The organism is Nonomuraea sp. NPDC049649 (genome assembly GCF_040675175.1).
In the GTDB taxonomy this organism is placed as follows: Bacteria; Actinomycetota; Actinomycetes; order Streptosporangiales; family Streptosporangiaceae; genus Nonomuraea.
In genome coordinates this window covers 26,495-42,227 of sequence record NZ_JBFAOH010000016.1, presented here as the reverse complement: position 1 = coordinate 42,227, position 15,733 = coordinate 26,495, and the positions used below count along the sequence as shown (strand labels likewise).

Genomic DNA, 15,733 nt, shown 5'->3' with positions numbered 1-15,733 from the left:
GGTTCAGTTCTTGAGCGAGCCGTCGATGGTCTTCTGCGCGGCGGCGGCCGCCTTGGCGGCGTCCCCGCCCTTCACGATGGCCGCCTCGGCGATGCCGAACGGATCCCAGACGGCCTGCATCTCGGGGATGGCGGGCATGGGCATGCCTTCCTTGCCGGCCTCCATGAACTTGCCGGCGTCGGCGTCGGCCGCCTTGACCTCCTCCAGGGCCTCGGTCAGCGCCGGGGGCCGGGGGTCGGCCTCGTACAGCGCCTTGGCGACGTCCTTGTTGGTCACGTAGTTGGTGACGAACTCCTGGGCGAGCGTCTTGTTCTGGCCCTTGGCGGCGACGAAGAACGACTGGACGCCGACGAACGGGGTGGCCGGGTCGCCGCCCTCGAAGGTCGGGACGGGCGTGATGTCGTAGCCGAAGCCGCCCTTCCTGACGTCGCCCATCGCCCACGGGCCGGAGATGAGGTACGCGCACTTCTGGCCGGCGAAGCTGGAGATGTAGTTCTCGTTGGTGATCGAGGTCTTGAGCGCGCCGTCGCCCTTCTCGCCGAGGTCGCGCAGCTTGCCGAAGGCCTTGACGGAGCCTTCGGAGCCGACCAGGACCTGCTTGGGGTCGGGGTCGCCGGCCGGGGTGGCGCCGAACAGCTTGCCGCCGCCCGCGGCGAACAGCGGGTAGACGTGGAAGGCGTCGCCCTTCTGCCCGACGGGCAGGCAGAGGATCTCCTGGACCTTGCCGTCGTCCTTGAGCTTCTTGCCGGTGGCCACCATCTCCTCGATGGTGGCGGGGGCGTCGGGGGCCAGGTCGGTGTTGCGGATGAGCGCGATGTTCTCGACCGCGTACGGGGCGCCGTAGATCTGGCCGTCGAAGGTGACCGCCTTGATGGCGACGTCGGAGAACGCGGCCTTCTGCTCCTCGGTCAGGCTGACCGGCTCGATGGCGCCGTTCTGCACCAGGTTGCCGATCCAGTCGTGCGCGCCGATCATAACGTCGGGGCCGCTGCCCTGCTGGGAGGCGGTGAGGAAGGTCTGCTGGTTGTCCTTGCTGATCTCCTTCACCTCGACGGTCACGCCGTTCTCGGTGCCGAACTGGTCGGCGAAGGGTGCCAGGGCCTTGACCCGGTTGGGGTCGGCCCAGATGACGAGCTTGCCCGAGGCGGGAGCGGCCGAGGCGGACTCGCTCGGAGCCGCGGAGGGGGCGGCGGCGGGGTCGGACCCGCCGCAGGCGGTGAGAGCCAGCGTCGTGAGAGCGGCCACCCCCAGAGCTCGCTTCCTCATGAGACCTCCCGAAAGATTCATGGAATCGCCGCTTTCACGGCATTTGCTTCCGGGACGTTAGCCGCATTTTGCAAAATTTGGAAGATCTTGCAAGAGAGCGTTACCCGATCCACACCGGCCAGAGCGCCCTTTCGGGCCTACCTCCAGCACGGGAGCGGTCTGCAACTTTCCGCAAGCTTGCACCGGCTCCGGCCGGCGGCGGGCCCGAGCTCAGCCCGATAATCCCTCTATTGCCGCAGTTCGGGAAGGTTCTTTCCCTGGCGCGGCAGTTGCCCAAGCGTGCGGTGGGTAGCGTCGATAGGTGCGATTGTGGGCCCGCTCCCTGCGGGGACGCGTCACCATCATCGCCACGGTCGTGGCCGCGCTCGTGCTCATTCCCGTGGCGATCTCCAGTGTGCTCGTCGGCCGGCACCTGCTGGCACGGTCCGCCTGGGACTCCACCGGGGACACGGCGGGCCGCGTCGCCGCACTGGCCCGCGACGGACGGCTGAGCCCCGACGGCCGGCTGCCCGTGTTCGACAGCGACGTCGACTTCGTCCAGCTGGTCGCGCCGGACGGGCGGATCCTGGCGACGAGCGACGCGGCCAGGCACCTGCCGCGGCTGAGCCACGTACGGCCCCAGGTGAGCGGCCGCCCCGTCGACGTCACGAACTGCCTGCCGGACGACACCTGTTTCTACGTCACCGCGATGCGGGCCGGCCCGAACGCCGGCTCGCCGATCGTCTACGCGGCCCGGCAGCCTCCGGCGATGATCGCCGGCCGGGTCCTGGAGATCAACGCGGCGGTCCAGGTCAGCCTGATCCTCGCGCTCACCGCCTGGGCGACCTGGGTGGTCACCGGCACGGCCCTGCGGCCGGTGGCGCGGCTCCGCCGTGAGCTGGACGACATCACCTCCCGGGACGTGAGCCGCCGGGTGACCCAGCCGCCGGGCGACGACGAGGTGGCGCAGCTCGCCCGCTCGGTCAACGGCACCCTGGCCCGCCTGGAGCGCTCCGGGGTGCAGCAGCGCCAGTTCGCCTCCGACGCCTCGCACGAGCTGCGCACCCCCGTCGCCGGGCTGCGCGCCCAGCTGGAGAGCGCCCAGCTCTACCCGGACGACACCGACGTGCGGACGCTGGTGAAGTCGGCGCTGCGCGACACCGACCGGCTGGAGGCCATCATCGCCGACCTGCTCCTGCTGGCCAGGATCGGCTCCGACGCGGACGGCCCCCGCGAGCGGCTGGACCTGGCCGGGCTGGTCCGCCAGGAGCTCGCCTCCCGCACGGACCGCATCCCGGTACGGACCGAGCTCGCCGAGGACGTCACCGTGGACGGGGTCCAGTTCCAGCTGTCCAGGCTGCTGGGCAACCTGCTGGACAACGCCCAGCGGCACGCCGAGAGCCAGGTGACGGTCGAGGTGTCGCGACAGGACGGCCAGGCGGTGCTGGCGGTGGAGAACGACGGCGCGCCGATCGCCGTGGCGGACCGCAAGCGCATCTTCGAGCGGTTCACCCGGCTCGACGCCGCCCGCAGCCGCGACGCCGGCGGCACCGGGCTGGGCCTGGCGATCGCCCGCGACGTGGCGCTGGCGCACGGCGGCCAGATCCGGGTCGAGGACAGCACCTACGGCGACTCCCAGGGCGCCCGTTTCGTGCTGCGCCTGCCGGCCGCCCCGGAACGTTAAGCACGGGGACGCTGCCAGTTCAACCGGTGCCTCTAGCTTCTGGGTGCATCCCGGAAGGCACAGAGGAGACACGTTGCGAGTCCTGGCCGTAGTTCCCGCCCGTGGAGGTTCGGCGGGCGTCCCACTGAAGAACCTCGCCCCGGTCGGGGGCGTCCCGCTCGTGGCCCGCGCGGTGCGCGCCTGCCTCCGTGCCGAGCCGGTGGACGAGGTGGTGGTGAGCACCGACCACGCGGGCATCGCCGAGGCCTCCCGGCGGGCTGGCGCGCGCGTGGTGGAGCGGCCGGCCGAGCTGAGCGGCGCCACGGCCTCCAGCGAGTCCGCGGTGCTGCACGCGCTCGACTCGCTGGACGAGGATCCCGTGGTCGTGGTGCTGGTGCAGTGCACGAGCGCGTTCATCGACCCCGCCGACCTGTCGGCGGCGGTGCGCCGGGTGCTCGACGGCGAGGCGGACTCGGTCTTCTCCGGTACGCCCACGCACGAGTTCCTGTGGACCCCGGCCGGCGCGGGCGTCAACCACGACCCGGCCTCCCGCCCGCGCAGGCAGGACATGGAGCCGCAGTTCCGCGAGACCGGCGCCTTCTACGCGATGCGCACCGCGGGCTTCCGCGAGCACGGCCACCGCTTCTTCGGCCAGGTCGCCGTGCAGGAGGTGCCCGCCCGGCACGCGGTCGAGGTGGACACCCCCGAGGACCTGGAGATCGCGCGGGCGCTGGCCCCGTTCGCGGACGCGCCCGAGCCGATCGACGTGGACGCCGTCATCACCGACTTCGACGGCGTGCACACCGACGACCGCGCCTACGTCGACTCCGAGGGCCGCGAGATGGTGCTGGTGAGCCGCTCGGACGGGATGGGCGTGTCGCTGCTGCGCCGCGCCGGGGTCAAGGTGCTGGTCATGTCGACCGAGCACAACCCGGTGGTGGCCGCCCGGGCGCGCAAGCTGGGCGTGCCGGTGCTGCAGGGCCTGACCGACAAGCGGACCGTGCTGCGCGACTGGCTCGCCATCGAGAAGCTCGACCCGGCCCGGGTGGCGTACGTGGGCAACGACGTCAACGACCTGGGCCCGATGGCCGAGGTGGGCTGGCCGGTCACGGTGCCGGACGCCCACCCGCGGGTGCGGGCGGTGGCCCGGGTGGTGCTGAGCAGGCCGGGCGGCGACGGCGCGGTGCGCGAGCTCTGCGACCGGGTGATCGCGGCCCGCCCGGTGACCGAGGAGCCCGCCCCGGCCGCGCCGCCGCGGCTCAGGTTCCGCCCGGTGGCCATCGGGGACGTGCTGGTCGGCGACGGCGAGCCGGTGTACGTGATCGGCGAGATCGGCATCAACCACAACGGCGACCTCGACATCGCCCGCCGCCTCATCGACGTCGCCGCCGACGCCGGCTGCCAGGCGGTGAAGTTCCAGAAGCGCACCCCGGCCATCTGCGTGCCCGAGGCGCAGAAGGGGCAGATCCGGCAGACGCCGTGGGGCGAGATGACGTACCTGGAGTACAAGGAGCGCACCGAGTTCGGCCGCGACGAGTACCGGCAGATCGCCAAGTACTGCGACGAGCGCGGCCTGCACTGGTTCGCCTCGCCGTGGGACGTGCCGTCGGTGGAGTTCCTGGAGGAGATGGACGTCCTGGCGCACAAGGTCGCCTCGGCCGGCGTCGCCGACCACGAGCTGCTGCGCGCGCTCGCCGCCACCGGCAAGCCCGTCATCCTGTCGACCGGGATGTCCACGCTGCAGGAGATCGACCGGGCGGTGGAGATCCTCGGCACCGACAAGCTGATCATGATGCACGCGACGTCCACGTACCCGCTGCCTCCCGAGGAGGCCAACCTGCGGACGATCATCACGCTCAAGGAGCGGTACGGGGTCCCGGTCGGCTACTCGGGGCACGAGCGGGGCCTGCAGATCTCGCTGGCCGCGGTCACGCTGGGCGCGGTCTGCGTGGAGCGGCACATCACGCTCGACCGCACCATGTGGGGCTCCGACCACGCCGCCTCGCTGGAGCCGTCCGGGCTGGAGCACCTGGTGCGCGACATCCGGATCATCGAGCAGGCGATGGGCGACGGCGTCAAGCGGGTCTTCCCCGGCGAGGAGGCGCCCAAGGCGCGGCTGCGCCGGATCACCGTCTGACCCCGGTGGCCGTCCTCTCGGTCATCGTGCCGGTCCGCGACGGCGAGCGCTTCGTCGCCGACGCGCTCGCCTCGCTGACCCGCAACTTCCGGCCCGGCTTCGAGTTCATCGTGGTCGACGACGGGTCGGCGGACGACACCGCCGCCGTCGTCGAGGACTTCCGCGCCGACCTGCCCGGGCTCGCCGTGATCCGCAACCCCGAGCCGCTGGGGCTGGCGGACGCGCGCAACACCGGGCTGGAGGCGGCCTCCGGCCGGTACGTCACGTTCCTGGACGGCGACGACTGGCTGGCCCCCGGCTACCTGGCGCGGCTCGTCGCGGCCGTCGACGGGCTCGGCTGCGACTTCGTACGCACCGACCACGTCCAGGTCGAGGGCCGCAAGCGGGTCGTGCACCGAGCCCCCGCGGCGCAGCGGGGCGCGGTGCTCGACCCGCGCGAGGCGATCCTGCCCGCGGGCGTGCGGACCATGGTCGACTACCCGTACGCGTGGGCGGGCGTCTACCGGCGGTCCCTGGGCGACCTGCTGCGGTTCCCGGCCGGGCTGCACACCGCCGAGGACCGGCCGTGGATCTGGCGGCTGCACCGGGAGGCGGTGACGTTCGCGGCGGTGCCGCTGGCGGGCGTCTTCTACCGGCGGCAGGTGCCCGGCTCGCTCACGCAGGTGGGCGACGAGCGGCAGCTGCACTTCTTCGACGCCTTCGAGCTGGTCATGAAGGACCTGGAGGCGGCGTACCTGCCGAAGGCGGTGCGCAACTTCTGCGCCCTGCTCGGCCACCACCTGGAGCTGGCCGGCCGGTTCCCGCCGGAGCTGCGGGAGCGGTTCACCGGGCGGGCCGCCGGCATGCTCGGCGCGCTGCCGCCGGACCTGGTGGCGGAGGCGGTGGCGTCGATGCCCGCCGAGCGCGCCGCCCTGCTCGCCGACGTGCTGCCGGGACTGCCCCTCGCGGAGGACGCGTGACGACGATCTTCTACTCCTCGACGCTCTTCGGCGCGCTGTCGCTGGCGGCGGGCATCGACGCGGGCCTGTTCCGGGACGGCCGCCGGATCCTGCTGGTGTCGTCGAACACGGCGATCCCCGAGGTCTCCACCCCGCTGGAGGCCACCCCCGGCTTCGCCGCGATCGCCTCCCGGTTCGACGAGGTGCGCTCCTGGAACGAGCTGATCGCCCCGCTGCACCCGTCGGACTGGCGGCCCCGCGCCGTCGAGGTGCCGATGCTGGAGCGGCTGGTCCGCACCCATCTGAGGCTGGACGTGGCCGACGAGCTGGTGCTGGAGTCGGTCGCGGTCCCGCCCGCCCGGACGATCGCCGCGCTCATCCGCGACTGCCCGATCACCGTCTACGCCGACGGGCTGATGAGCTACGGGCCGACCCGCGACCCGCTGCCCGCCGAGATCCACCGCCGCGTCACCCGGCTGCTCCACCCGGACCTGGTGCCGGGGCTGACGCCGCTGCCGCTGAGCGAGTACGGGGTGCCCGCCGCGACGCTGCCGGAGGAGCCGTTCCTGGCGGCGGTGCGCGAGATGGCCGTGACCGCGCCCGCGGTCGCGAGCGGGCAGGCGATGATCCTCGGCCAGTACCTGTCGGCGCTCGGCATCCTCACCCCTGAGGAGGAGACCGGGCTGCACGAGGCGATGCTGCGCGCGCTGGCCCTGCGCGGCTGCACCAGCGTGCTGTTCAAGCCGCACCCGGCGGCCGGGCGCGGGCACGCCCGGCTGCTGCGCGCCGCCGCCGAACGGCTCGGCGTCCACCTGACAGTGGCCGGTGAGAGCGTGCCCGCCGAGGTCTGCTTCGCCACCCTCCGGCCCGAGCTGGTCGTGGGCTGCTTCTCCACCGCGCTGATGACGGCGCGGCGCCACTACGGGCTGCGCGCCGCCTCCCACGGCACCGGGCTCGTCCTGGAACGGCTCACTCCGTACGAGAACAGCAACCGCATCCCGGTCACCATCGTGGACGCCCTGCTCCCCCGGCTGTCGGCGGACGGCATCATCGACGACCCGCCCCCGGTGGACCTGCCCTCACTGGTCCGCGCCGTCGGCTACTGCATGCAGGCCGGCTCCTACCCGGACCTGCGCCCGGACGGCTTCGCCTTCGACCCCCGCTACTTCAAACGCCGCCGCCTGGAAGCCCTGGGCCTCGCCGAGAAGCCGGACACACCCCCGCCACCCCCGCGAAGCGCCCTGGACCGCCTCCGCAGACGCCTCCGCACCCCCCGCTAGCCCCGCCTTCACCTGGGAGAAGCCGCAAGCCTCCAGCAGGCGGGGAGGTGCGGTCAGCCTGGCGGGTGGTGCGTCAGATGAGGACCTTGAGGTAGCGGCGGACGCGGCGCTTGGCGCGGTAGCCGGCTCGCAGCATGTTCGGCGGCACCTCGACGCGGAGCCGGGCGCGGCGGCGGGCGGCGGCGTGCTCGGGGCCGTCCAGGAGGGATCTGGCGGGGACCCGGGGCCGGGAGACGACCAGGCCGGTGAGCAGGCCGGTCCAGTCGCCGCGCTCGTCGGGGTGGAAGTAGTTGGCGGCGCACCAGCGGGGCTCGGCCTGCCGGAAGTCGCCCGCGGCCAGGTCGTCGAGGGTGCCCAGCAGGCCGCTGTCCTCGAACACCAGGTTGATCATCTCCGCGTTGACCCCGAAGTCGCTCAGCACCAGCGACGGCACGCCCATCGCGATGGCCTCCAGCGCCGCCGTGGAGCTGACGGTGACGAACCCGGCCGCGCGGGAGAGCTGGTCCTGCATGGAGCCCGCGGCGAACCGCAGCCGGCCCGGCTCGCCCAGCTCGCGCCAGAGCCTCTGGTAGTGGTGCCGCTCGCGGTGGGTCTGCCGCTCGCCCTCCAGCGCGCGCAGCTTCACCACCACGTCCAGCCCGGGACGGCGGGCGGCCAGCTCGGCCAGCGCGAGCAGGATCCGCTCCCGCTCCTCGCGCGCCTTGGGCACCTTGGCCTGGGTGGCGAACACCACCCGGTCGCCGCCGAGGCGTTCCTGCCGGGGCCGCAGGAACGGCAGCCGGGCCAGCCCGACCGCCCCTCCCCCGCCGAGCCGGGCCGCGATCGCCCCGAACTCGGCCACCTCGCGCTCGCTGTGCACCACGAACAGGTCGCACCCGCTGCGGTACAGCCACGCCTTCTCCGTGGCGGGCACCGAGATGCCGGGCAGCCCGGTGGCGAACACCGGCCGCGGGCGCAGCCCGTCCAGCACGCCGGAGACCAGCACGTCCACGACCGGCCCGGTGCAGGCGGCCAGGATCACGTCGGGCCGGGACCGTTCCGCCAGGCGGCGCAGCGCCCGCGCGGTCACCACCGGCGGCGCGGCCCGCCCGGAGACGGCGGCGGCGATCTGCTCGGCCGACGGCGCGATCGGGGTGCGCACCACCACCAGCTCGGTGTCGCAGCCCTCCGGCAGGTCCTGGAGCAGGCAGGCCGCCCATTTCAGGTACGAGTCGGAGTCGGCCACCGCCAGGACTCTCAACCGGTCACACTCCTGTCAGATGCGTGCGCAGCGCGGGGGCCGCCCTGCTGGTCCACCAGTCGTCGGGCACCTCGACCGGCTCCACCGCCACGCCGCGCGGGCCGAGCAGCACCCGCAGCGAGGAGATCGCGGTGGACGGCAGGCTGACCACCCGCTGGCCCGGGTCGAGCCCGCGCAGGGTCAGCTCGGCGGGCGCGCCGTGGTCGTGCACGGTGATGCCGGGCCGCTCGCGGATGATCGCGACGTCGACCGGGTCCTCCCGCCGGTGCGGGTAGTAGGCGAGCGGCTCCTCGGCCGCCAGCTCGGTCAGCCAGCGCAGGTAGCGTTCGCGGTGCACCAGCCCGTTGCGGACCAGCGAGGTGCCGAGCACGACCGTCCGCTCGGCCGGGCCCGCCTGCCGCTGCGGCTGGCCGCGCAGCCACGCGAAGTCGTGTCGTACGAGGTCGACCCCGGCGTCCCGGACGGCGCGCGCCAGATCGTCGGGGACCGGCAGCGCGGTGAAGACGGTCACCCCGCCGGCGCGCAGCCGGAGCGCGGCGGCCAGCCCGAGCGCGGTGCGCAGCGGGCCGGGCTCGGCGCGGGCCCGCAGCAGCGGCCGGTACGGTCCCGCGGCGAGCAGTTCCAGCAGCCGGAGCGTGGCCATGCCGTCGTCCACCACGACGACCCGGCCGGGGAAGCCGGTCAGCCAGCGCAGCTGCACCCGGCCCGAGAAGGCGTCGCCGACGGCGGCCGGGCGGCGCGGCAGGCGCTCGCTCGGCTCGGCCAGCTCCAGACCGGCGGGCAGGTCGAGGCGGCGCAGCTCGCGGCGGGTCGCCTTGAGCGCGCGCAGCCGCGCCCGCGGCACGATGGCCGTGGCCGGGCCGAGCAGCCCGGCGTGGTGGGCTTCGACGGCGCACAGCATCTGGAGCGGGGACTCCACCCAGGCCGACGCCTGTTTGACCACGTTTGTTCTCCCAGCCAGGTGATGGCCCGTTCACGACCGCTTCAAGCTAGCCCGGGAGGCTTAAGCCATGCGGAACGAGACGTGAACAATGGGAGGTATGAACACGCTACGGCTCTACAGAGACGGCGTCGAGATCCCGCAGCTCGGGCTGGGCGTCTGGCAGGTGCCCGACGACGAGGCGGAGCGGGCCGTGCGGACCGCGCTCGAAGCCGGATACCGGCACATCGACACGGCCACGCTCTACCGCAACGAGGAGGGCGTCGGCCGGGCCGTGCGCGCCTCCGGAGTCCCGCGCGAGAAGGTGTTCGTCACCACCAAGCTGTGGAACAGCGACCACGACCGGGTGGAGCAGGCCTTCGACGAGAGCCTGGCCAGGCTGGGCATGGACTACGTCGACCTCTACCTGATCCACTGGCCGGCGCCCAAGCAGAACCGGTACGTGCAGGCCTGGCGCGGGCTGGAGAAGATCTACAAGGACGGCCGGGCCCGCGCGATCGGCGTGTCCAACTTCACGGTGGCCACGCTCACCCGGCTCCTGGACGAGACCGACATCATCCCCTGCATCAACCAGATCGAGCTGCACCCGTGGTTCCAGCAGCACGAGCTGCGCGAGTTCCACGACAAGAACGGGATCCTCACCGAGGCGTGGAGCCCGCTCGGCTCCGGCAAGGGCCTGCTGGACGATCCGGCGCTCGCGGTGCTGGCGGAGAAGCACGGCCGCACGCCCGCGCAGATCGTGCTGCGCTGGCACATCCAGATCGGCAACGTGGTCATCCCGAAGTCGGTGACCCCGTCGCGGATCAGGGAGAACATCAACGTGTTCGACTTCATCCTGGACCACGAGGACATGGCCGCGATCGGGGCGATGAACGCCAACCGCCGCCTCGGCGCCGACCCCGACGAGCTGGGGTAATTGGCACATATATCGCTTTCGCGGATGAGTCTGTACGATCTTCCGCGTGCGTGACTTAGCCTGGGGCATCGCGGCGACCGGCGGCATCGCCCGGACGGTGGGCGCGGTGATCGCCGCCGAACCGGGGATGCGGGTGGCCGCGGTCGGCTCCCGCGACCTGGGCCGGGCCAAGGCGCTGGCCGCGACGCTCGGCGCCGGCTCCGCCCACGGCTCCTACGCCGAGCTCTGCGCCGACCCGGCGGTGGACGCCGTCTACGTCGCCACCCCGCACGCGCAGCACCTCGAGGTGGCCGAGGCGGCCATCGCGGCGGGCAAGGCGGTGCTCTGCGAGAAGCCGCTCGCCGCCACCGTGGCCGACGCCGAACGGATGGTCCGGCTGGCCCGCGAGGCCGGGGTCTTCCTGATGGAAGCGATGTGGACGCGGTTCAGCCCGCTGATCCGCATGCTGGCCGCCGATGAGCGGTTCGGGGAGATCCGCTCGGTGCGGGCCGCGTTCGGCTTCGCGCATCCGTACGATCCGGCGCACCGGCTCTGGGCGCCCGAGCTGGGCGGCGGCGCCCTGCTCGACCTGGGAATCTACCCCATGGGGCTGGCCCAGCTGTTCCTCGGGCAGCCCGAGAGCATGAGTTTCACCGGCTCGCTGGCACCGAGCGGCGTGGACGCCGAGGCGGGCGGGCTGATGAGATACCCGGGCGGCGCGCGGGCGCTGGTGGAGTGCTCGCTGCTCGCAGGATATGCCAACGACGCCAGTGTGGTCGGCACCGGGATGCGGGCCGACATCGACGCTCCGTTCTGGGCTCCGCGGCGGGTCGTGCTCAGCAGGCCGGGGATGGAGCCGGAGGAGCACGTGCTCGGGGATCCGGCGGAGAACGGGTACGCCGGAGAGCTCCGGGAGGTCCGCGACTGTCTTGCGCGGGGCCGCACCGAGAGCGAAGTCATGCCGCTTGACGAAAGCCTTGCCATGATGCGGCTTCTGGCCGAAGCGCGGGCGCAGCTCCGCTAGCTGCGGCTTTAGGGCGCTTGCCGTCTCTTGCCGGATACGTTACCTTACTCGGCATTCGCGACGAACGTCCGGTTTGTCCGTTCATGTCCGAGTAGATCGTCGCCTCGCAGGACCGCCCTGCGACCGCTGAATCCGCCCTGCGCGGAACCGGGGACCCACTTCCCTCGGGGTGAATCGGCGCCTAGCGCGCCGTAGGGCAGCTTCCACGCCCGAACCCGTCAGCTAACCCGGTAAGCGGCATGGAAGCAAGGAGTATCTCCCCTCGATGGTCAGGCACCGTCTTTCCCCTTCCCCCAAACCCAGCCGGCTCCGCGCCGCCCTCGCCGCCGCCCTCGCCGCCTGCACTCTGGGCGTCGCCCTCCCCGCCCACGCCGACCCCGGCAGCGACCGGGTCCAGGCCGCGGCGCAGGACTCCGAGAAGAAGATCACCGCCACCGCCTCCGACGTGCTCGCCCTGGCCAGGGCGCAGATCGGCATCACGGAGAACGCCCAGGGCGGCGGCACCAAGTTCCAGCACTGGTATGCCGGCTCGCAGCGCGCCCTGGAGACCGTCGCCCGCGACGGCGGCCACCCCAGCGCCTACCTGAACGCCCCCTGGTGCGCGATGTTCGTCTCCTGGGTCGGCGAGCAACTCGGCGCCGGCTCGCAGGTCGGCTCGGACGCCTACACGGTGACGCACGCCCAGTGGTTCAGGGACAACAACCGCTGGGGCACCGAGCCCAGGCCGGGCGCCGTCGTCTTCTTCGCCTGGAACGGCAGCAACAGCATCGGAGCCATCCAGCACGTCGGCTTCGTGGTCAAGGACAACAACAACGGGACGATCACCACGATCGAGGGCAACACCGGCCGCGGGAAGGTCGAGGAGCGGATCCGTCCCAAGTGGCAGGTCGTGGGTTACGGCTACCCCGAGTACGCCGCCTGAGTTCTCCGGAAGAATCCCGTGAGGTGTCGATCCGGGCACCGCTCGCCCGACGCTCAGGCGAGACCGGGATTCGAGGAGAACCACCGTGAAATTCATGATCATCGGTAAGGGCAGCGCCGAGACCGAGGCGGGCGTCATGCCGAGCCAGGAACTCGTCGACGACATGATCGCCTACAACGAGTCGCTGGCCAGGGCCGGCGTCCTGCTGGCCGCCGAAGGGCTGCACCCCAGCTCCCGCGCCGCCCGCATCGCCTACGGCAAGGGCAAGCCCAAGGTCATCGACGGGCCCTTCGCCGAGACCAAGGAGATCATCGCCGGCTTCTGGCTCATCCAGGTCAAATCCCGCGAGGAGGCCATCGAATGGGCCCTGCGCGTCCCCGTACCGGAAGGCGAGGAGGGCGTCGGCCTGGAGGTCTGGGAGGTCTTCGACGCGGCCGACATGCCGGAGACCTCCATGACCCCGGAGACCGCCCGGCGCGACCGGGCGGTGCGGGAGGGCCTGGAAGCCGAGCGTCCGGACTCCTGACGGGCGGGGCCGCGACCTCCGTCTGGCGCGGAACGGAGGTTGCGGCCCGCCCGTCGGGCTGTTTGCATGGCCGGGTGACAGCTTCGGACACCCACCGGGCCGTCGAGGCCGTCTGGCGCATCGAGGCGGCGCGGCTCATCGCCGGGCTCTCCGGCATCGTGCGCGACGTCGGCCTGGCCGAGGAGCTGGCGCAGGACGCGCTGGTCGCGGCGCTGGAGCAGTGGCCCCGCGAGGGCGTGCCGCGCAACCCGGGCGCCTGGCTGATGACCGTGGCCAAGCGCCGCGCCGTCGACCTGATCCGCCGCAACAGAACGTACGAGCGCAAGCTCGCCGAGCTGGGCCGCGACCTCGAAGACCGCCTGGAGGACGACGAGCCGCCGGAGGCCGGGGAGATCGAGGACGACCTGCTGCGGCTGGTGTTCACCGCGTGCCATCCGGTGCTGCCGGCCGAGGCCCGGGTGGCGCTGACGCTGCGGGTGCTGGGCGGGCTGTCCACCGGCGAGATCGCCCGTGCGTTCCTGATGTCGGAGCCGGCGGTGGCGCAGCGGATCGTCCGGGCGAAGCGGACGCTGGCCGCGCGGAAGGTGCCGTTCGAGGTGCCCTCCGGGATGGAGCTGGCCGAGCGGCTGCCGCCGGTGCTGGAGGTCATCTACCTGATCTTCAACGAGGGCTACTCGGCCACCGCGGGCGACGACTGGATGCGGCCGGCGCTCTGCGAGGACGCGCTGCGCCTGGGGCGGGTGCTGGCCGGGCTGATGCCCAAGGAGCCCGAGGTGTTCGGGCTGGTGGCGCTCATGGAGATCCAGGCGTCCCGCGCGGCGGCCCGGGTGGGCCCGTCCGGGGAGCCGATCCTGCTGCTGGAGCAGAACCGCGCCCGCTGGGACCGGCTGCTCATCCGCCGGGGCCTGGCCGCGCTGGAGCGCGCGGGTGAGCTGAGCGGCGACCTGGGCCCGTACACTCTGCAGGCGGAGATCGCGGCCTGCCACGCGCGCGCGTTCACGGCCGGGGAGACCGACTGGGTCCGCATCGCGGACCTGTACGCGCGGCTCGCGGCGCTGTCGGGCTCGCCGGTGGTGGAGCTGAACCGGGCGGTGGCGCTGGCGATGGCGTACGGGCCCGGGGTGGGGCTGGAGCTGGTCGACCAGATCGCCGGGGAGCCGGCGCTGAAGGGCTACCATCTGCTGCCGGGCGTCCGGGGGGACCTGCTGTTCAGGCTCGGGCGGCTCGGGGAGGCCGCGGCGGAGTTCGAGCGCGCGGCCTCGCTGACGCGTAACGAGCGCGAGCGTGTTCTCATGGAACGGCGGGCCGCCTCCTGCCGCTGAGGCGGGGGTTTCAGTGTTTCTGTGGCGAAAAGCGGGAGAAACGGTACCCGTGGGATGGGAGCGCTCCCAAGTAGTGCTTCGCGTGGTTCATGCCTTCAAGCCCGCTTTAGGGGTCGCAGAATGCCCCAGAGGTAACGGTTGAGTTTCGGGACGTTGACGCCTGCACGCGCTGAGGGCACTCTTTGTGGGAGCGCTCCCAAAGACTTCCAGTCGCGGGTATGCCGCGATCACACCTCCCAAGATCCACACCCAAGAGGGGTACGGTAATGACGAACCACAAGCGCCGCCTCGCCGTCAGCGGACTCCTGGTCGCCGCCCTGGCGGCGGTGACCGCCGCCTGCGGCAACGCCGAGACGCCGGCCGCCGACTCCGCCTCGGACGCGCCCGCCGAGCCGGTCACCATCAACGTGCACACCTTCGGTGGCGGCGAGAACTTCGGCTACGACGCCGCCGTCGAGAAGTGGAACGCCGAGAACCCGAACATCCAGATCAAGTACTCGAACCTGACCGACCGGTTCGAGGACGTCTTCCTGCCGCAGCTGCTCCAGCGCCTCCAGGCGGGCAGCGGCGCCGGCGACATCGTCGGCATCGACGAGGGCGCGATGGGCCTGATGGCGGCCCGCCCGCAGTTCTTCCTGGACCTGGGCGAGTACGGGCTGCAGGACCGCAAGGCCGACTTCCCCGCGGCCAAGTGGGAGGCGGGCATCAACGCCGACGGCAAGCTGTTCGCGCTCGGCACCGACATCGGCGGCATGACCATGTGCTACCGCAAGGACCTGTTCGAGAAGGCGGGGCTGCCGACCGACCGCGAAGAGGTCGCCGCGCTCTGGCCCACCTGGGACGCCTACCTCGAGGCCGGCAAGAAGTTCTCCGCCGCCGACACCGGCGCGAAGTGGATGGACGGCCCCAACACCATCTACAACGTGATCCTGTCGCAGGAGGCGCCGAAGAACGGCAACGTCTCCTACTTCAGCAAGGACAACCAGCTGGTCCTGGAGTCCAACCCGGCCGTCAAGACCGCCTTCGACTGGGTGCAGAAGTTCAGCCAGGAGGGCCTGACCGCCAAGCTGCAGGCGTTCAGCCCGCCGTGGAACAAGGCCATCAAGGGCGGCGACTTCGCCACCATGGGCTGCCCGTCGTGGATGCTCGGCGTGATCTCCGGCGCGGCCGGTGACGAGAACAAGGGCAACTGGGACGTCGCCGCGGTGCCGGGCGGCTCGGGCAACTGGGGCGGCTCGTGGCTGGCCGTTCCGAAGCAGACCAAGCACCCGAAGGAAGCCGCCGAGGTGCTCAACTACCTGACGGGCAAGGAGGGCCACGTCGCGGCCTTCAAGGAGGCGGGCGCCTTCCCGAGTTCCCTCCCGGCCCAGCAGGACCCGGAGGTCGCCGACCTCAAGAACGAGTACTTCAACGACGTCCCGACCGGCAAGATCTTCTCGGACTCGGTCAAGGACCTGCAGCCGGTCTTCCTGGGTGAGAAGCACGCCCAGGTGAAGACCGCGGTGGAGAAGGTGCTCGAGGGCATGGACCAGGGCGCCGTGGGCTACGACGAGGCCTGGACGAAGTTCGTCGAGGCGGGCGTCAAGGCGGCGGGCTGACGC

13 protein-coding genes and 1 riboswitch are annotated in these 15,733 nt (G+C 72.2%); of the genes, 10 read left to right on the top strand and 3 right to left on the bottom strand.

Annotated features, from left to right (window positions below):
- Positions 1-3: 3 nt before the first annotated feature.
- Positions 4-1,266: a maltose ABC transporter substrate-binding protein gene (locus tag AB0J42_RS21075; RefSeq protein WP_364296818.1), complete on the bottom strand. Its 1,263-nt coding sequence runs from the start codon at positions 1,264-1,266 to the stop codon at positions 4-6.
- A gap of 301 nt (positions 1,267-1,567) precedes the next feature.
- On the opposite strand from AB0J42_RS21075, the gene AB0J42_RS21070 reads away from it, so the two are divergent.
- From AB0J42_RS21070 to AB0J42_RS21055, 4 genes are all read left to right on the top strand, one after another.
- Positions 1,568-2,929, top strand: coding sequence for an ATP-binding protein (locus tag AB0J42_RS21070; protein WP_364296816.1), 1,362 nt, complete (start codon positions 1,568-1,570; stop codon positions 2,927-2,929).
- Between the two features lie 73 nt (positions 2,930-3,002).
- Positions 3,003-5,045 carry an N-acetylneuraminate synthase family protein gene (locus tag AB0J42_RS21065; protein ID WP_364296814.1) on the top strand — a complete coding sequence of 681 codons (2,043 nt, stop codon included), beginning with the start codon at positions 3,003-3,005 and terminating at the stop codon, positions 5,043-5,045.
- Between the two features lie 5 nt (positions 5,046-5,050).
- A complete protein-coding gene (locus AB0J42_RS21060; protein WP_364296812.1) occupies positions 5,051-6,004 on the top strand; it encodes a glycosyltransferase family 2 protein in 954 nt (317 codons plus the stop codon).
- A complete protein-coding gene (locus tag AB0J42_RS21055) occupies positions 6,001-7,263 on the top strand; it encodes a polysialyltransferase family glycosyltransferase (RefSeq protein WP_364296810.1) in 1,263 nt (420 codons plus the stop codon). The genes AB0J42_RS21060 and AB0J42_RS21055 overlap by 4 nt, the downstream gene beginning before the upstream one ends.
- A 73-nt stretch (positions 7,264-7,336) precedes the next feature.
- On the opposite strand, the gene AB0J42_RS21050 is transcribed toward AB0J42_RS21055, so the two are convergent.
- Both AB0J42_RS21050 and AB0J42_RS21045 read right to left on the bottom strand, forming a co-directional pair.
- Positions 7,337-8,503 (bottom strand): DUF6716 putative glycosyltransferase, encoded by a 1,167-nt coding sequence (locus AB0J42_RS21050; protein WP_364296808.1) that lies wholly within the window; start codon positions 8,501-8,503, stop codon positions 7,337-7,339.
- Positions 8,504-8,507: 4 nt separating this feature from the next.
- On the bottom strand, positions 8,508-9,446 hold the full coding sequence (locus AB0J42_RS21045; RefSeq protein WP_364296806.1) for a hypothetical protein: 939 nt from the start codon (positions 9,444-9,446) through the stop codon (positions 8,508-8,510).
- A 97-nt stretch (positions 9,447-9,543) separates the two neighbouring features.
- Between AB0J42_RS21045 and AB0J42_RS21040 the strand changes: the two genes are divergently transcribed.
- The 6 genes from AB0J42_RS21040 to AB0J42_RS21015 all read left to right on the top strand — a co-directional run bounded on the left by AB0J42_RS21040 (position 9,544) and on the right by AB0J42_RS21015 (position 15,730).
- Positions 9,544-10,359: an aldo/keto reductase gene (locus tag AB0J42_RS21040; protein WP_364296804.1), complete on the top strand. Its 816-nt coding sequence runs from the start codon at positions 9,544-9,546 to the stop codon at positions 10,357-10,359.
- Positions 10,360-10,405: 46 nt separating this feature from the next.
- Positions 10,406-11,362 (top strand): Gfo/Idh/MocA family oxidoreductase, encoded by a 957-nt coding sequence (locus AB0J42_RS21035; RefSeq protein ID WP_364296802.1) that lies wholly within the window; start codon positions 10,406-10,408, stop codon positions 11,360-11,362.
- Between the two features lie 114 nt (positions 11,363-11,476).
- A riboswitch (cyclic di-AMP (ydaO/yuaA leader) is annotated at positions 11,477-11,614 on the top strand.
- Between the two features lie 13 nt (positions 11,615-11,627).
- Entirely contained in the window at positions 11,628-12,284 is a 657-nt protein-coding gene (locus AB0J42_RS21030) for a CHAP domain-containing protein (protein ID WP_364296800.1), read from the top strand.
- 94 nt (positions 12,285-12,378) lie between these two features.
- Positions 12,379-12,810: a YciI family protein gene (locus tag AB0J42_RS21025; RefSeq protein ID WP_364296798.1), complete on the top strand. Its 432-nt coding sequence runs from the start codon at positions 12,379-12,381 to the stop codon at positions 12,808-12,810.
- Positions 12,811-12,884: 74 nt separating this feature from the next.
- Positions 12,885-14,132 carry an RNA polymerase sigma factor gene (locus AB0J42_RS21020; protein ID WP_364296796.1) on the top strand — a complete coding sequence of 416 codons (1,248 nt, stop codon included), beginning with the start codon at positions 12,885-12,887 and terminating at the stop codon, positions 14,130-14,132.
- A 266-nt stretch (positions 14,133-14,398) separates the two neighbouring features.
- A complete protein-coding gene (locus AB0J42_RS21015) occupies positions 14,399-15,730 on the top strand; it encodes an extracellular solute-binding protein (protein WP_364296794.1) in 1,332 nt (443 codons plus the stop codon).
- Positions 15,731-15,733 lie beyond the last annotated feature (3 nt).

Bases quoted from the DNA above. Each gene is read 5' to 3' on its own strand.
- AB0J42_RS21075 (WP_364296818.1), bottom strand. From the start codon at position 1,266: ATGAGGAAGCGAGCTCTGGGGGTGGCCGCTCTCACGACGCTGGCTCTC.
- AB0J42_RS21040 (WP_364296804.1), top strand. From the start codon at position 9,544: ATGAACACGCTACGGCTCTACAGAGACGGCGTCGAGATCCCGCAGCTC.
- AB0J42_RS21030 (WP_364296800.1), top strand. From the start codon at position 11,628: ATGGTCAGGCACCGTCTTTCCCCTTCCCCCAAACCCAGCCGGCTCCGC.
- AB0J42_RS21025 (WP_364296798.1), top strand. From the start codon at position 12,379: ATGATCATCGGTAAGGGCAGCGCCGAGACCGAGGCGGGCGTCATGCCG.
- AB0J42_RS21015 (WP_364296794.1), top strand. From the start codon at position 14,399: ATGACGAACCACAAGCGCCGCCTCGCCGTCAGCGGACTCCTGGTCGCC.